Origin of the sequence: Streptomyces sp. NPDC006365, assembly GCF_042870755.1 — a bacterium.
GTDB lineage: Bacteria > Actinomycetota > Actinomycetes > Streptomycetales > Streptomycetaceae > Streptomyces > Streptomyces xiangluensis.
This window is the reverse complement of record NZ_JBIAHS010000002.1, coordinates 823,256-838,405: the sequence shown is the minus strand read 5'-3', so window position 1 is coordinate 838,405 and position 15,150 is coordinate 823,256. Positions and strand designations below refer to the sequence as shown.

Annotated in this window: 13 protein-coding genes, 1 other RNA gene and 2 pseudogenes; 5 read left to right on the top strand and 11 right to left on the bottom strand. The window is 70.4% G+C overall.

Annotated features, from left to right (window positions below; translation table 11 throughout):
- Positions 1 to 247: 247 nt before the first annotated feature.
- The 4 genes and pseudogenes from rnpB to ACFYO0_RS08830 form a co-directional block, all read right to left on the bottom strand.
- An RNA gene (gene rnpB, locus ACFYO0_RS08845) (RNase P RNA component class A) lies at positions 248 to 655 on the bottom strand.
- A gap of 184 nt (positions 656 to 839) precedes the next feature.
- Positions 840 to 1,559 (bottom strand): annotated as a pseudogene (locus ACFYO0_RS08840) (DMT family transporter); the annotation flags it as partial.
- Positions 1,560 to 1,641: 82 nt separating this feature from the next.
- Positions 1,642 to 2,505: an AraC family ligand binding domain-containing protein gene (locus ACFYO0_RS08835; protein ID WP_388672661.1), complete on the bottom strand. Its 864-nt coding sequence runs from the start codon at positions 2,503 to 2,505 to the stop codon at positions 1,642 to 1,644.
- Positions 2,506 to 2,560: 55 nt separating this feature from the next.
- Positions 2,561 to 3,139: a Uma2 family endonuclease gene (locus ACFYO0_RS08830; RefSeq protein ID WP_388672659.1), complete on the bottom strand. Its 579-nt coding sequence runs from the start codon at positions 3,137 to 3,139 to the stop codon at positions 2,561 to 2,563.
- Between the two features lie 167 nt (positions 3,140 to 3,306).
- On the opposite strand from ACFYO0_RS08830, the gene ACFYO0_RS08825 reads away from it, so the two are divergent.
- From ACFYO0_RS08825 to ACFYO0_RS08810, 4 genes are all read left to right on the top strand, one after another.
- Positions 3,307 to 4,098 carry a MerR family transcriptional regulator gene (locus ACFYO0_RS08825; RefSeq protein WP_388672657.1) on the top strand — a complete coding sequence of 264 codons (792 nt, stop codon included), beginning with the start codon at positions 3,307 to 3,309 and terminating at the stop codon, positions 4,096 to 4,098.
- Positions 4,095 to 4,700, top strand: a complete 606-nt coding sequence (locus ACFYO0_RS08820) for a hypothetical protein (RefSeq protein WP_388672655.1) — start codon at positions 4,095 to 4,097, stop codon at positions 4,698 to 4,700. Before ACFYO0_RS08825 ends, ACFYO0_RS08820 begins: the two co-directional genes overlap by 4 nt.
- Positions 4,701 to 4,712: 12 nt before the next feature.
- The gene (gene yaaA / locus ACFYO0_RS08815) at positions 4,713 to 5,495 is read left to right on the top strand and encodes a peroxide stress protein YaaA (RefSeq protein WP_388672653.1); all 783 of its coding nucleotides are present in this window, start codon (positions 4,713 to 4,715) and stop codon (positions 5,493 to 5,495) included.
- 77 nt (positions 5,496 to 5,572) lie between these two features.
- Positions 5,573 to 6,253, top strand: coding sequence for a bifunctional 4-hydroxy-2-oxoglutarate aldolase/2-dehydro-3-deoxy-phosphogluconate aldolase (locus tag ACFYO0_RS08810; protein WP_388672788.1), 681 nt, complete (start codon positions 5,573 to 5,575; stop codon positions 6,251 to 6,253).
- Here ACFYO0_RS08810 and ACFYO0_RS08805 read toward each other — a convergent pair.
- The 4 genes and pseudogenes from ACFYO0_RS08805 to ACFYO0_RS08790 form a co-directional block, all read right to left on the bottom strand.
- Positions 6,228 to 6,896 (bottom strand): annotated as a pseudogene (locus ACFYO0_RS08805) (histidine phosphatase family protein); the annotation flags it as partial. The gene ACFYO0_RS08810 and the pseudogene ACFYO0_RS08805 sit on opposite strands and share 26 nt — an antisense overlap.
- A gap of 22 nt (positions 6,897 to 6,918) precedes the next feature.
- Positions 6,919 to 7,662 (bottom strand): zinc ribbon domain-containing protein, encoded by a 744-nt coding sequence (locus tag ACFYO0_RS08800; RefSeq protein ID WP_388672786.1) that lies wholly within the window; start codon positions 7,660 to 7,662, stop codon positions 6,919 to 6,921.
- Complete coding sequence (locus ACFYO0_RS08795; RefSeq protein ID WP_388672651.1) at positions 7,659 to 8,582, bottom strand: Nif3-like dinuclear metal center hexameric protein; 924 nt, start codon at positions 8,580 to 8,582, stop codon at positions 7,659 to 7,661. Before ACFYO0_RS08795 ends, ACFYO0_RS08800 begins: the two co-directional genes overlap by 4 nt.
- Before the next feature lie 189 nt (positions 8,583 to 8,771).
- On the bottom strand, positions 8,772 to 9,809 hold the full coding sequence (locus ACFYO0_RS08790; protein WP_388672649.1) for an ABC transporter substrate-binding protein: 1,038 nt from the start codon (positions 9,807 to 9,809) through the stop codon (positions 8,772 to 8,774).
- A 245-nt stretch (positions 9,810 to 10,054) separates the two neighbouring features.
- On the opposite strand from ACFYO0_RS08790, the gene ACFYO0_RS08785 reads away from it, so the two are divergent.
- The gene (locus ACFYO0_RS08785) at positions 10,055 to 11,347 is read left to right on the top strand and encodes a hypothetical protein (protein WP_388672647.1); all 1,293 of its coding nucleotides are present in this window, start codon (positions 10,055 to 10,057) and stop codon (positions 11,345 to 11,347) included.
- A 685-nt stretch (positions 11,348 to 12,032) separates the two neighbouring features.
- On the opposite strand, the gene ACFYO0_RS08780 is transcribed toward ACFYO0_RS08785, so the two are convergent.
- From ACFYO0_RS08780 to ACFYO0_RS08770, 3 genes are all read right to left on the bottom strand, one after another.
- Complete coding sequence (locus ACFYO0_RS08780; RefSeq protein WP_388672645.1) at positions 12,033 to 12,980, bottom strand: 3-oxoacyl-ACP reductase; 948 nt, start codon at positions 12,978 to 12,980, stop codon at positions 12,033 to 12,035.
- Between the two features lie 90 nt (positions 12,981 to 13,070).
- Entirely contained in the window at positions 13,071 to 14,147 is a 1,077-nt protein-coding gene (locus tag ACFYO0_RS08775; protein ID WP_388672643.1) for a Zn-dependent alcohol dehydrogenase, read from the bottom strand.
- Between the two features lie 21 nt (positions 14,148 to 14,168).
- Positions 14,169 to 15,026, bottom strand: a complete 858-nt coding sequence (locus tag ACFYO0_RS08770) for a MaoC/PaaZ C-terminal domain-containing protein (RefSeq protein ID WP_388672641.1) — start codon at positions 15,024 to 15,026, stop codon at positions 14,169 to 14,171.
- Between the last annotated feature and the right edge of the window lie 124 nt (positions 15,027 to 15,150).

The following is a 15,150-nucleotide window of genomic DNA, read 5'->3' as shown; positions in this document are numbered from 1 at the left end:
GCTGGTGGAGGGTGCCTTGCGTTCGGGCAAGCCGGGCTGTAATGCGCGGAGAATCACCACAGCCCGGTGATCAGGACGAGTGCCCACAGTGGCCACGTGGGTGGCTACCTTCGTGGCTACCTTGGTGGCTACGTTCGTAGCCGTGAGGTCCGGTTTGAACCGGTACGGACCGGGGTCAGACTAGGCCCGCCAATCCTCGAAAAATGGCCCTTGACCTGCAATTACGCTGGTCATGAGCCCTTGGCGGCAGACGAGTCGGGCTGTACGCCGGGTTCTGTTCCGGGGGGTCCTCGCGAACCCCCCGGCGACGGCCATCCATCTAGGGCCGGCGTTGCCGCCGACCTCGTGCGGTCTACCCGCGGACTCGGGCGGGCAGCCCTCGGACGTCCGCGCAGAGCCGCCTGTCGCCAAGCGGCTCCTCTTGACCTTGCTCCGGGTGGGGTTTACCTAGCCGCCTGAGTCACCTCAGGCGCTGGTGGTCTCTTACACCACCGTTTCACCCTTACCCAGCACCAGAGTGCTGGGCGGTTTGCTTTCTGTGGCACTGTCCCGCGGGTCACCCCGGGTGGCCGTTAGCCACCACCCTGCCCTGTGGAGCCCGGACGTTCCTCGGGGAGGTCCACAGGGACCTCCACGCGACCGTCCGCCCGGCTCGTCTGCCGTGTCGACCATGGTACCGGGCGGGCGGCCCGCCCCGGACCGGATGCCGGTGCGGATGCGGGTCCGGAAGCCGATCCCGATCCCGATACCGGTCCCGGTCCCGCCTGTCCCGAAACCGTGGCCAGGACGGAGCCCAGCAGGATCAGGGTGAAGGACACCGCGACCCCGGCTGTCAGGTGTTCGTCCAGGAACAGCACGCCCGCCGCCACCGCCACCGCCGGATTGACGTATGTGAAGACCACTGCCCGTGTCGGGCCCGCCTCGCGGATCAGCTCCACGAAGACGACGAAGGCGAGTGCCGTGCAGATGACGCCGAGGCCGGTAAGCGAGGCCAGGACCGAGGGCGAGGGGAGCTCGGACGGCCGCGTCACCGCCGCCGCGGGGGCGTACACGACTGCCGCGAGCAGCAGGCACGGGGCGATCAGCTGGAGCGTGGGGACCTGCTTGAGGTGGCGGGCCATGATCAGCGGCGCGGTCGCGTAGCCGACGACCGTGACCCCCATTTCCGCGAGAGAGCGGGCGTTGCCGCCCGTCAAGTGCGGGGCCGTGAGCACCGCCACTCCGCCCAGGCCCAGCGCGAGGCCCGTCATCCGGCGGGCACCCAGCCTCTCCGTGTCGCCGAAGAAGCGTGCCAGTACGACGCCCACGATGGGTACACCCGCGATCAGCAGGCCTGCCGTCGAGCTGGACAGATGGCGTTCGGCGTCCGTCAGCGTCCACCAGGGGCCGATGATCTCGATGCACGCGAAGGCCAGCATGGGGCGCCAGTGGGCCCGGACGACGGTGGTCAGTCCGCCCTGCCGTACAGCGAAAGGCAGCAGGAGCGCGGCGCCCAGCGCACAGCGCGCGAACACCACCATGGACGGGGACATACCGCCGTCCACGGCCACTTTGATCATCAGGTAGGGGATGCCCCAGAACACTCCCATCAGGGAGAAGAGAAGCCAGCCGCGTGCAGTCATGCGCGCAGTCTCGGCCGGGTCAACGGCGTACGTCTTGAACGCTGTTGCGCTGAACGTTGTTGCGCTGAACGCTGTTGCGGTACGCCGCCGGGGTCACCCCCAGCACACGCCGGAACCAGCGCGTCAGATGCGCCTGGTCCGCGAAGCCGACGAGTGCGGCGGCCTCGGCGGGGCGGTGGCCCGACTCCAGCAGGCCCCGGGCCCGGGTCACCCGGTGCTGGGCGAGCCAGGCATACGGGGGCAGACCCATGGTCGTACGGAAGGCGCGGAGGAGTTGGTAGCGGGACAGGCCCAGGTCGGTGGCCAGGTCGGCGAGGGAGGGTGGGGCCAGGAGTTCGTCGGCGAGACGGTCGCGTACGGCGTGGGCTATGCGGCTCGCGCCAGGGATCCTGTCGCACACCGGGCGGGCCGTGGAGTGGCGGCGGGCGAGGGCGGTGAGCAGCCACGGGATGCGGGACTCGGCCTCCAACTGGTCGGGGCAGGCGCTGAGTTCTGTGTGCGCGAGGCGCAGGGCCGTGGCCAGTTCGGGGTCGTCGAGGAGAGGCTCGCGGAAGTGCGGGACGCTTCGCGTGCCTTCGGTGAGGAGGGTGGGGTCGGCGTACAGGGCCCGGTAGGCGTAGCCGTCGGACGCGGCGGGGCCGCCGGTGTGGGTCTCGCCGGGCGCGAGGACGACGATCGAGCCTGGGCCGGTCCGGATCCGGCCGCCTCGGTAGTCGATGACCTCCTCGCCGCCGACGCAGACGGTGAACTCCTCGTGGGCGTGGGGCGCGTAGCGGTGGCGGTCGAAGCGGGCGGTGAGGAGATCGAGTGGACGGCCGGTCCGGCCCAGGGTCGCCCTGGTCCAGACTGCCTGTTCACGGCTGATCGCTCTCTCGCCTCGCACACTCGGTGCAACACCCGTGCGGGCTGCCTCTATGCCCCGGTGCGCACTCGATGGCTCAGAGGAAGTCTGTGGTGTCCAGGTCGAAGGCGAAGGGCTCGGGGAGGGTGAGCGGTTTCCCGAAGGGGCGAGTGCAGTGTTCTCGGTAGTCGTCTTGCCTCGGATCGCTGAAGAGTGTGACCTGTGAGGTTTCGCGGTCGGCCAGCAGATAGAGCGGGATGCCACCGCGGGCGTAGCAGCGACGTTTGGCCTCGCGGTCTGCCTGCGGTTTCGTGGAGGTCACCTCCAGCACCATCGCGATGCCCTCGCAAGGCATCCAGGGTTCAGCGCCCCCGAAGAGGTCGGATTCGATGGGCGCGAAGGTGACGTCCGGGATCACGTGGTTCGTCGGGCAGGCTCCCCCGCTTTGCAGCCTCAATCCCTTGTTCCCGGATAGATCCATGTCGGTCCGGGACCGCTTGATCACTTGCCGCACGATCCGGCTGATGTACTTCTCGTGCTCCCCGTCCGGCGGCGGCGTCACGACGATCTCCCCCTCGATCAGCTCTGCCCGGAACCCCTCCGGGGTGTCGAGGGACAAAAAGATCTCCAGCAGTCCCTCAGCCGGCGTGGTGGGCTCATGAGCCACGGCAGTCATGTCACGCCCCTCCTTCGGTCGCTCGCCAGACTGGGACATCCGAAGATCACCTGTCCATGAGATCGGGAACTGTTCCCTCGATCGTGGCACACGCTCACCGACCTCGTCAGGCACCGCCGGAGCCCAACGCTTGACCCCGCCGCAACGTCAACGTTTCTACTGACCGCATGCGAATCGGAGAGCTGGCCGCGGCCGTCGGTGTCACCACGCGGACCCTGCGGCACTACCACCACCTCGGGCTGCTGCCCGAACCCGAGCGGCGGCCCAACGGGTACCGCGACTACGGGCTGCGGCACGCCGTCGTGCTGGCCCGGATCCGGCGGCTGACGGAGTTGGGGCTCGGGCTCGCCGAGGTGCGGGACGTGCTCGCGGACGATGCGGGGCGCGACCTCGTCGAGGTGCTTGCCGAGCTCGATGCCGACCTGGCGCGGCAGGAGGCGGCCATCCGGGAGCGGCGAGCTCGGCTGCGGGCGTTGCTGGCCGATGCCGAGGCGGGGCGGTTGCCCGTAGAGGGGCCAGTGTCCCCCGAACTGGCCGCGCTCTTCGGTGACTTGGACCAGGGCTCCAAGGGGCGGCCCGAGTCCCCGATGGCCGCCAAGGACCGCGAGATCATCGCCCTGCTGGACACCGCCGCGCCCCCGGAGGAGCGGGAGCGGCTGCTGTCCGCGCTGGGCAGCTTTGCCGGCGAGCCGGGTGCGGTGGACCGGGCGCACGAAGCGTACGCGTTGCTCGACGCACTCGTGGACGCCGACCCGGGCGACCCCCGCGTGGACGAGGCCGCCGAGCTGCTCGCCTCCTGCCTGCCGGACTCCGCCCTGGAAGGGTTCGACATTGGGGACGTGAGCGAGGACCACAGCTTCCTCCGCGCCCTCCTCGACGACTTCGCGCCCGCGCAGGCGGAGGCGATCCGGCGCACGATGCGGCTCCTGGTGCAGCGCCACGCAGGCGGTGCCCAGTGAAGGCCGTCGGGCTCGTGCGGCGTCTGACCGCGCACGAGCTGCGGCTCCTCGTGAGCATCGCCCTCTGGATGGCCCGGCGTTCGCACGGCACCCGGCACGGGCGGGCCTTCGGATACGCGCAGGGCCAGGGCGGGGTCATGTTCGCGTTCGGCTTCGTGTGCGTGCTCGAGACGATCGCCATGGCGGTGCTTCTGCGGCCCTGGCCCGCCATCGAGCGGCCCGTACTCGTCCTCGACCTCTACGGCGTGCTCCAAGTCGTCGGCATGCACGCGGCCTCCGTGAGCCGCCCGCACGTCCTGGACGACACGGCGCTGCGCATCCGGCGAGCCGCCCACATCGACCTCCGCGTCCCTCTGGACGTCATCGCGTCCGTACGCCGCGAGACGCGCTACACGCACGAGAAGCGCCCCGGCGAACTCGACCTGGCCATCGGCGCCCAGACCACGATCACCCTCGAACTTGCCGAGCCCATAGGGCACTTGACCTTCCTCGGCCGCCCCACGGACGTACGCCTGATCCGCTTCCATGCCGACGAACCGGACGTACTCGTTCAGGCGATACGCGAGATGCGTACGCTGGCGCCTGCCCCTCGTACGTACTGAAGGAGAACCACCGTGCTCGTGCTGTTGCCGCCGTCCGAAGGAAAGGCTCCCTCCGGGCGGGGTGCGCCGCTGAAGCCGGAGTCGTTGTCGCTGCCGGGGCTTGCCGAGGCGCGGCGGGCGGTCCTCGACGAGTTGGTCGAGCTGTGTGCGGGCGACGAGGAGAAGGCGCGTGAGGTGCTCGGGCTGAGCGAGGGGCTGCGTGGCGAGGTCGCCAAGAACGCGGCGTTGCGGACCGCGGGGGCGCGGCCCGCCGGGGAGATCTACACGGGGGTGCTGTACGACGCCCTTGACCTGGCCTCGCTCGACGCGGCGGCCAAGCGGCGGGCGGCGCGTTCGCTGCTCGTCTTCTCGGGGTTGTGGGGCGCGGTCCGCGTGACGGACCGGATTCCCTCGTACCGCTGCTCGATGGGCGTGAAGCTGCCGGGGCTCGGGGCGTTGGGCGCGCACTGGCGTACGCCGATGGCCGCCGTCCTTCCCGAGGCCGCCAGGAACGGGCTCGTGCTCGATCTGCGCTCCTCCGCGTACGCGGCCGCGTGGAAGCCGAAGGGGGAGGTGGCAGGGCGTACGGCGAGTGTGCGGGTGCTGCACGCGCCGACCCGGAAGGTGGTCAGCCACTTCAACAAGGCGACGAAGGGCCGGATCGTACGGAGCCTGCTGCTGGCCGGGGCCGCGCCGAAGGGGCCTGCGGAGCTGGTGGAGGCGCTGCGGGACCTCGGGTATGTGGTGGAGGCTCAGGCGCCGGGGCGGTCGGGGACGGCCTGGGCGCTGGATGTGCTGGTGGACGAGGTTCACTGACACCGTTGCGCCATTTCCCATTGCAGCATGCGCAACACCCTTTGCGCATGCTGCCTTCCGCGGGCAGCATGGAGAGCATGACCCCGCATGCGCCCTCGCACTCGGCATCGCCTTCCCTCCCCATGCCGTCGTCCCTGCTGGACCTCGCGCCCGTCATCCCCGTGGTCGTCGTCAGCGACGCCGCCGACGCCGTCCCCCTCGCGAGGGCGCTCGTCGCAGGCGGCCTGCCCGCGATCGAGGTGACACTGCGGACCCCGGCCGCGTTGGACGCGATCCGGGCGATCGCCGGTGAGGTGCCGGACGCGGTGGTCGGGGCGGGGACGATGCTCACGCCGGAGCAGGTGAAGGATTCGGTGGCGGCCGGAGCGCGGTTTCTGGTGAGCCCGGGCTGGACGGACGTACTGCTGGAGGCGATGCGGGGGTCGGGGGTGCCGTTCCTGCCGGGGGTGTCGACCACGTCGGAGGTGGTGGCGCTCCTTGAGCGCGGGGTGCGGGAGATGAAGTTCTTCCCGGCTCAGGCGGCGGGCGGAACGGCCTATCTGAAGTCCCTTGCCGGGCCGTTGCCGCAGGCACGGTTCTGCCCGACGGGCGGGATCGGGCTCGCGTCGGCTCCCGACTATCTGGCACTGCCCAACGTCGGTTGTGTGGGCGGGACTTGGATGCTCCCGGAGGATGCCATCGCCGCGAAGGACTGGGCGCGGATCGAAGCGCTGGCCGGCGAGGCCGCGGCGCTCAGCGCAGATGGGACGCCTCGTTGAGCAGGCGCAGGCTCGCGTTGCCGTCCGCGTAGTACGCCACCTCCGAGAGGGAGGCGGCCGACAGCTCCATGCGAAACAGGGACTCGGGCGGGGCGCCGAGGGCCAGCCGTACCAGGGTCTTGATGGGCGTGACGTGGGAGACGACGAGCACCTGACGGCCCGGGTGGGCGGCGAGCAGCTTGTCCCGGGCGGCGGCCACGCGTTCGGCCACTGCCGCGAAGCTCTCGCCGCCGCCGGTGGGTTCGGCGTCCGGCGAGCCCAGCCACGCGTTCAGGTCCTCCGGATAGCGCTCCCGCGCCTCCCCGAAGGTCAGTCCTTCCCACGCCCCGAAGTCGGTCTCACGGAGCCCGTCCTCGATACGCACGTCAAGGCCGAGCCGCGCTCCCACGATCCCCGCGGTCTCCCGACACCGAGCAAGGGGCGACGAAACGATCTCCCGTACGCTCCCCCGCCCGGCGAGCGCCTCCGCCACCCGCTCAGCCTGCCTCCGCCCCACATCCGACAGCCCCGGATCGCTCCCCCCGCTCCCGGAGAACCGCTTCTGAGGCGTCAGCGGCGTCTCCCCGTGCCGCAGCAGTACGAGGCTCATGGGCGCCCCGAAGTCAGGCGGCGCGGCGGAGGCGACGCTCTGCGCCGCCCGCACCGGCTCACTCAACGCGCAGCCCCTACAGCCCCGACTCGGACGTACGGACCAGAATGCGCCGGCAGTTCTCGCAGCGCAGTACCGCGTCCGGAGCAGCCGCCTTCACCTCGTTCACCTCGGTGATGTTGAGCTCCAGGCGGCAGCCCTCGCAGCGGCGCTGGTAGAGGCGGGCGGCGCCGATGCCGCCCTGCTGCTCGCGGAGCTTGTCGTAGAGCTTCAGCAGGTCGGCGGGGACCGAGCCCGCGATGACCTCGCGCTCCTTCGTCGCCGTGGCGATCTCGCTGTCCAGGGACTCCTGGGCCGCGCCCCGCCTGCTCATCGCGTCGTCGATCTTCGACTGGACGGAGGCCTCCCGCCCGGTCAGCTCGGTCACCCGCTCCTGCGCGGACTCGCGGCGCTCCATGACCTCCAGGACCACGTCCTCCAGGTCACCCTGCCGCTTGGCGAGGGAGGCGATCTCGTGCTGGAGGTTCTCCAGGTCCTTGGGGGACGTGACGGCGCCGGAGTCCAGGCGCTGCTGGTCGCGGGCGGCGCGCTGGCGCACCTGGTCGACGTCCTGCTCGGCCTTCGTCTGCTCGCGGGCGCAGTCGCTCTCCTCGGTCTGCGCGGCGACGAGCAGGTCACGCAGCTGGGTGAGGTCCTTGTTCAGCGACTCGATCTCGGCGTGCTCGGGCAGCGACTTCCGCTTGTGCGCCAGCTGCTGAAGGCGTACGTCGAGGGCCTGGACGTCGAGAAGTCGGATCTGGTCGGCGGGCGCGGCGTTCAGTTGGGGGCTCCAGGGGTGTTCGAATCGGAGGGGGCGCGCGAAGCGCTCCTTGGAAGGGCGGTGGTGGGCGACGGGTGGGCGGACGCCGCGTGGGCCGTCCAGGGGTCGGTGACCGTCTTCGAGACGTGGACGCGAAGTCCCCATCCGTTCCGGTCGGAAATCTCGTCGAGCTGGGAGGCGGCCAGCTCGCACCAGGGCCACTCGGTGGCCCAGTGCGCCGCGTCGAGCAGCGCGAGAGGACTGTGGGCGCGGGCCGCCATGAATTCTGCCGCCGGATGGTGGCGCAGGTCCGCGGTGAGGAAGGCGTCGACACCGGCGGCGCGTACATCGTCGAAGAGGCTGTCGCCGGATCCGCCGCTCACCGCCACGGTCCGTACGAGTGCATCCGCGTCGCCCGCGACCCGGATGCCCTGCGCCGTGGCGGGCAGCCGCTCGGCGGCGCGCGCGGCGAGTTCGCGGACGGTCAGCGGATGGTCCAGCTCGCAGACCCTGCCGAGGCCCCTTCGGCCCTCGGGGTCGGTCGGGTCCGGCACGAGGGGCCGTACGACCCGGACGTCCAGCGCCCCGGCGAGGGCGTCGCTGACTCCCGGATCCGCCCGGTCGGCGTTCGTGTGGGCGACGTGCAGCGCGATGTCGTTCTTGATGAGGGTGTGGACCACGCGGCCCTTGAAGTTCGAGGCGGCCACCGTCGTCGTACCGCGCAGGTAGAGCGGATGGTGGGTGACCAGCAGGTCGGCGTCCAGCTTCACCGCCTCGTCCACGATCTCCTGGACCGGGTCGACGGCGAACAGTACGCGCGTGACCTCGGCGGCCGGATTGTCGACGTCGCCGCAGACCGTGCCGACCGCGTCCCAGTCCTCTGCCCTCTCGGGGGGCCAGAGGGATTCGAGCGCGGCGATGACTTCAGACAGACGGGGCACGTAAGAAAGGCTACCCGCCTCTCCCGCGTGCCCCATCGGCGCCGGCACCCCTCCTTGCGCCTGAACCGGCGCCGCTCTCGCGGACCGGGTACTCGCCATCGTGGTTCTCAATTGATGACTGAGGGGCTCGTCGGCGGAAAAGAGAGTCTTCGCGCCGGTCGACACCGAGCGGGCTCCCGCACGACGGGCCTACTTGGCCAGGTAGCCCCGCAGGTCGTCCAGTACTTCGTCCGCGGCGGTGACCCCGAGCCCGAGGTACCAGGTCTCGTCCGGTACGTCCTTCGCCCGGCCGTTCTCGACCGCGCCGAGCTTCTTCCAGAGCGGGTTGTCCTCGGCGCTCGCGCGGTCGGTCTTCTTCGCGTCGCCGTAGACGCCGGTGAAGACCCAGTCGGCGTCCGCCTCGTCGATCTTCTCCGGGCTGATCTCCACGGCGAGGTCGTTGATCTGCTGGTTCTTGGGCCGCGGGATGCCGGTGTCGTCGAGGATCGTGCCGATGAAGGACGCCTTCGCGTAGAGGCGGATCATGCCCGGCATGTAACGCAGCATGGTGACGGTCGGCTTCTCGGCGCCCAGCTCGTCACCGAGGGCCTTCGCCTTCTTCTCGTACGCGTCGAGCTTGGCCTTCGCCTCGGCGGTCTTGTCGAGGGCGGCGGCGTTGAGGAGGTAGTTCTCCTTCCAGGTGAAGCCGGGACGGATGGAGAAGACGGTGGGCGCGATCTGGGAGAGCTGCGGGTAGAGCTTGGCGGCACGCAGCTCGCTGCCGAGGATCAGGTCCGGCTTGAGGTTCGCGATCGCTTCCAGGTTCAGGGAGTTGATCGTGCCGACGTCCTTGGGGCTGCCCGCGTCCTTCTTCAGGTACGAGGGGATGGCGACCGAGCCCTCGGTGGGCGCGTAGCCGACGGGCTTGACGCCCAGCGACACAACGTTGTCGAGCTCACCGACGTCCAGGACGACGACCCGCTTCGGCTCCGCCTTCAGCTCCGTCTCGCCCCTCGCGTGCTTGATCGTGCGCGGGAACTCGCCGGCCTTCGCCGTCGTGCCCATCTTCGCCGTGTCCTCGGCCGCCTTCGCGAAGTCCTCGCCGCCCTGGGCGACGGACTTGCTGCCACTGCCGTTGTCGGACTTTCCGGAGCCTGAACCGCCGTCACCGGAGCCGCAGGCCGCGAGGGAGAGCGCGGCGGCCATGGTCAGGGCGACGGCGGCAACACCGCGTCGTCGAAGGGACATCAGGCACACTCCACAGTTTCTGGCCCAAGGAGTCAGTCTCAGGACTCAGGGGATCGGTCTTTGGGCGACACACAGGCCGCACTTAGGTGAGCCTCACCTTAAACCGTCGAGTCCCGGCCAGCACACACGCCCTGATTTCCTCAGGCGAATCGCCAGTTGGCCACCCATTTGTGTGAAGCACCTGCCCGTCGATGCCCCGTCTGTGCGTACGAAAACTACCTTCGTGGCCGGAGGTGACCCAGACGATGACGGCCTGTGCCATCGAATCCGCCGCTGAGAACGGCACTCGGGCAGGATGCGTGATCACCGCCGACGGGTCCTACGCGGCCCGTCTCGCCCCGCACGGCGACTCCTGGTTCCCGGAGCGCTGGACCCTGGACGGCCCCGAACCGTACGCCGTGCCGCTGCCGGGCAAGCAGCCCGAGGAGCCCGGCACGGAGGTGCAGCCGATGGCGGACGGGCGGGTGCTCATCCACCGTGTGCCGGACGGGCGGCACACGTTCTCGCTGCTGTATCCCACGGGGCCGGGGACGGGTGAGGTACCGCTCGGCGCGGTGGAATGCCGGGACGGGACAACGGAGTTGCGGCTGTTGCCACCCGCGCCGGGCGGCCTTCGGGCGTACGCCGTGGCCGTGGGCCGGAGCTCCACCACCGTGTGGCTGGTGGCGGGCGGCCCCTTCGGGCCCGAGCGGCTCGCCGAGGTGCCGGGGCGCTGCTCGGGCGGGGTGTGGCTGTCCGGCGGGGACCGGCTGCTCGCCCTGGACCGGGAGTTGGGCGGCCGGACCAAGACGGTGGTGGTCGACCTGGAGCGCGACGGCGAGGTGTCGCCGCTCCTCCAGATCGCCGAGGGGAGCAACGACCGGCTGCTGCTCGCGGACGCCGACAGCGGGCTGCTGCTGATCCGCTCGGACGCGCCGTCACCGGGCCAGGACCGGCTCGGCTGGGGCGTGTTGGGGAGCACGCTGCCGGTGCGCTTTCCTGACTCGCTGCGGCTGGCGGACCACACGGTGACGCCGTTCGCGATCCAGCCGGGGCAGATGCTGACGCCGGAGTACTGCTTGGTGGCGCTGCGGATCGCCGGTGCGGGCGGGGGCAGCTGGCTGGGGATGTGGCGGCCCGTTGAGCGATGGATCCACCAACTGACCGCTCCAGAAGGCTGGTTGACGGACTCCGGACTGTGGACCAAGGACGGGGTTCTCCGACTGCCGTACGCGACGGAGACGTTGCCGTGTGGGGTTTCGCGGGTGGCGGCTCCCGTGGAGGCTGTGGAGGCTGTGGACGGAGCGTCGTTGATCAAGTATTCCGCGGAGTACGCCGAGTCCCCCGAGCCCTCGGATTTCCCGGACTCCTCAGATCCCGTGGCCTCCATGGAGGAACTCGCGGAACCTTACGACGAGCTTGCCTCGTCGTCCCGTCCCGTGCCCCTGCAACAGGCGCCGTTCACCGTGCGGAAGCTGTCGAGCGCCTTCGCCGGGCGGCGGTTGGCGCAGGCCGCGCGTGCCGGTCGGGCGACCGCCGAAGAAGTGACTGTCGAGTAGCCCCTACCACCCCTCACCGGCCAAAAGAGCGCCCACTAGACTCGCCCGCGCTACAAAGAAGGATCTTGTTGACGGGGTGAATTTCTACATGAGCGACGTAAGCAGCACGGCTACCGACCCGCGGCAGGCGGGCAGCGATCCGCATGACCCGCGGATGGCGATGTCCCAGCCGGACGATGGTGGCCGCGGGCGGCACCGGGGGCCCGTTTCCGCGTCGGACGACGAGGCTGCGCCTCGCGGCCGACACCGTAAGCCAGCCGGGCAGAGCGAGGCCTGAGCGCTCCGCTGGGGGGCGCGGTTCGTAAGCTGCGGGTTCGTTGTGGCTTGTCGCGCAGTTCCCCGCGCCCCTGGGTGGTCTGTGGGTCGGGGCCGTGGGCCGGTGCGTCAGCCCGTCGCAGGGTGGGCATACGGCCCTCCGGCTCACACAGGGCGCAGGTGACCTGAGACAGAACCTACGCGACGGGCATACGACGCACCGGCCCACGTCCCCTCCCGCCGGTGGGAGAGTGCGGGTAGTCGGGGGTGCGGGCTCTTTCTGGGCGCGAATCCTCTTGGGGCGCGGGGAGTCGCAGGCTTTGCTTTTCAGGGGCGCGGGGCTGTGACATCAGCGGCTCCGCCGCAGGGCGCGACCAGCCACGACGCGCCCGCAGCCGCTCGCGAACCGAACCCACCGCCCCGGTAGGCGTCAGGTGAGCGTTTCGCGCTTGAGGCCGAGCACCTCCACCGCTGCGAACGTCTCGCTCGGTGGGCGTTCCGCGTAGTGCGGGGTGAGGAGCGTGTCCAGTTCGTCGTAGCTGAAAGCGTCCTGCTTGGTGTCGAACTTGGCTGCCACCCTTGGGCGTTCGACGATGGCGACCATGCCCCCGTGGACGACCAGGAGTTGGCCGTTGATGCGTGAGGCGGCGGGTGAGGCCAAGTAACCGACGAGTGGGGCTACATGCTCGGGGGCCAGCGGGTCGAGACCGTCGGCTGAGTCCCCGGAACCGGCGAAGACGTCCGCGGTCATCCGGGTGCGGGCGCGCGGGCAGATCACGTTCGCTGTGACGCCGTACTTGGCGAGGGCCAGGGCCGTGGAGGTGGTGAGCCCGACGATTCCGCCTTTGGCCGCCGCGTAGTTGGGCTGGCCGGCGGAGCCCGCCAGGAAGGCCTCTGAGGAGGTGTTGACGATGCGCCCGTACACCGGGGCGCCCGTCGCCTTGGAGCGGTTGCGCCAGTGTGCGGCGGCGAAGTGGGTTGTGTTGAAGTGGCCCTTCAGGTGGACGCGGATGACGGAGTCCCACTCGTCCTCGGACATCGAGAAGACCATCTTGTCGCGCAGAATGCCCGCGTTGTTGACGAGGATGTCCAGCTGCCCGAACGTGGTCACCGCCAACTCGACGAGTTCCTGGGCCTGTTGGTGGTCGGCCACGTCACCGGTGTGGGCGACCGCGCGACCGCCGGCCTGACGGATCTCGTCCGCGACCTCCTCGGCGGGTCCGGCCGACGCGTCGCCGGAACCGTCCCGGCCCGGCCGGCCGAAGTCGTTGACGACGACGGCGGCGCCAAGGCGGGCGAGTTCCAGCGCCTCCGCCCGGCCGAGCCCGCGGCCCGCACCGGTGACGATCGCGGCCCGCCCTTCAAGTGGCAGTGACATCAAGGCCCCTTCAGTCATCGGTATCGGTGATCGGTTGGCGGAATGTGACACCTTGAATCCGATGTGTCACATTCCGCACATACACCTGAGTCAGATCTCGATGCACGTACGCAGCGCCACACCCGTACGCATCTGGTCCAGCGCCTCGTTGATCTCGCTCAGCGGCACCCGGTGGGTGATCAGCCCCTCCAGGTCGATGCGCCCGGCACGCCACAGCGCGATGGTCCGCTCGTACGAACGCATGACGTCCCCGCCGCCGTACATGCTCGGCAGGATCCGCTTCTCGTCGAAGAACAGCTCGAACATGCTGAGCTGCAGGAAGTCGTCCATGGCGCCGGCGCCGACGACGACCAGTGTGCCGCCGCGGCGGGTGTTCTCGTACGCGGTGCGGGCGGTGGCGGACTTGCCGACGACCTCGAAGACGTAGTCGAAGCCCTCGCCCGCGGTCAACGTCTGCTTGGTGTCGGGGAGTTCGTCCGGCGATACGGCCCTGGTGGCGCCGAACTTCAGCGCGGACTCGCGGCGTGAGGCCACCGGGTCGACGGCGACGATCTCGGCGGCGCCCTTGAGCCGCGCGCCCTGGATCGCGGAGATGCCGACGCCGCCGCAGCCGATGACGGCGACCGACGATCCGGCTTCCACATCGGCGGTGTTGAGGGCGGCGCCGAGTCCCGTGGTGACCCCGCAGCCGATGAGGGCCGCGATGTCGAAGGGCACGTCGTCCGGGATGGGCACCGCGCAGCCCGCGTCGACCACGACCTCCTCGGTGAACGTCCCGGTGCCGGCCATGCCGAAGACATCTCCTGCGGGCCGCTTGAAGTTGGGCGTGCCCGCGTTCATGAACCCGGCCAGGCACAGCTCCGTCTGGCCTCGCTTGCAGGCGGGGCAGGCGCCGCAGGCGGGCAGCCAGCAGACGACGACGCGGTCGCCGGGCTTGACGTTCGTGACGCCCTCGCCGACGTCCAGGATCTCGCCCGCGCCCTCGTGCCCGGGCACGAACGGCCCCGGCTGCGGCAGGACCCCGGACATCGCCGAGAGGTCCGAGTGACACAGTCCGGTGGCCCGTATCCGGATCTTCACCCGGCCGGGACCGAAGCCTGCCGCCTCGACGTCGTCGAGGACCTCCAGCTTGTCCTGGCCGATCTCGTGCAGTACGGCTGCCCGCATGGTGCGGCTCCCCTCAAGAGTTCAAGCGTGTTCGACGATGGTGTCGGCCAGCACCGGCGCGTCGTCCCGTTCGACCGCCGTCACCGTCCCCTGGACCCTGCCATCCTGCTGCCACATGTGGATGCGGAGGGTCTCACCGGGGAAGACGACCCCGGCGAAGCGCGTGCTGTAGGAGCGGACACGTGCCACATCGCCGCCGAGCAGCGTGTCGACGACGGCCTTGAGCGTGATCCCGTACGTGCACAGCCCGTGCAGGATCGGCCGGTCGAACCCGGCGCGCCCCGCGAACTCCGGGTCGGCGTGCAGCGGGTTCCAGTCGCCGGAGAGGCGGTAGAGCAGGGCCTGGTCCTCGCGGACGTGCCGCTCGACTTCCCTGCTCGGATCGTCTGTCGGCGGGTGGAGGCGGGTGGAGGGGCCGCGTTCGCCGCCGAAGCCGCCTTCGCCGCGTACGAAGATCTGCGCGTCGTTCGTCCACAACGGGCCCTCGTCGTCGGCGACTTCGGTGCGCATGACGAGGATGGCGGCCTTGCCCTTGTCGTACACGGCTGCGATCCGTGCGGTGGCAACAGCCTTGCCCTCGGCGGGAATCGGGCGGTGCAGCTCGATGCTCTGGCCGCCGTGCAGGACGTGTGCGAGGTCGACCTCGACGCCCGGCATGGACAGTCCGCCGATCACGCCCGGGGAGCCGGCGCCCGCGACGGTCGCGAAGCTCGGCAGGACGTGCAGCCTGGACTCGAGGGTGTAGCGCAGCTCGTCGGGGTCGGTCGCCGGGACGCCCGCGCCGATTCCCAGGTGGTAGAGCTGGACGTCCTTGTGGTTCCAGGTGATCTCGCCGGTCCGGGGCTCGGCGGCGAGGGCCTTGGCGGCGTCGATGGGCATGCGGCTCCTGACTGCTGGCGGATCTTCGGCGGAGAAGACCTCGGTGCGGCCGTCCGCACCGTCGGACGCACCGAGGTCGACCTTGGGCCGCGGAACCCGACTGTTCTAGAACGCGTTCCAGTCC

What these genes read in the sequence shown, in the direction of transcription:
- ACFYO0_RS08830 (WP_388672659.1), bottom strand. Translation starts at nt 3,139, where the DNA reads ATGACTGCCGTGGCTCATGAGCCCACCACGCCGGCTGAGGGACTGCTG.
- ACFYO0_RS08825 (WP_388672657.1), top strand. Translation starts at nt 3,307, where the DNA reads ATGCGAATCGGAGAGCTGGCCGCGGCCGTCGGTGTCACCACGCGGACC.
- ACFYO0_RS08810 (WP_388672788.1), top strand. Translation starts at nt 5,573, where the DNA reads ATGACCCCGCATGCGCCCTCGCACTCGGCATCGCCTTCCCTCCCCATG.
- ACFYO0_RS08790 (WP_388672649.1), bottom strand. Translation starts at nt 9,809, where the DNA reads ATGTCCCTTCGACGACGCGGTGTTGCCGCCGTCGCCCTGACCATGGCC.
- ACFYO0_RS08785 (WP_388672647.1), top strand. Translation starts at nt 10,055, where the DNA reads ATGACGGCCTGTGCCATCGAATCCGCCGCTGAGAACGGCACTCGGGCA.
- ACFYO0_RS08780 (WP_388672645.1), bottom strand. Translation starts at nt 12,980, where the DNA reads ATGTCACTGCCACTTGAAGGGCGGGCCGCGATCGTCACCGGTGCGGGC.
- ACFYO0_RS08775 (WP_388672643.1), bottom strand. Translation starts at nt 14,147, where the DNA reads ATGCGGGCAGCCGTACTGCACGAGATCGGCCAGGACAAGCTGGAGGTC.
- ACFYO0_RS08770 (WP_388672641.1), bottom strand. Translation starts at nt 15,026, where the DNA reads ATGCCCATCGACGCCGCCAAGGCCCTCGCCGCCGAGCCCCGGACCGGC.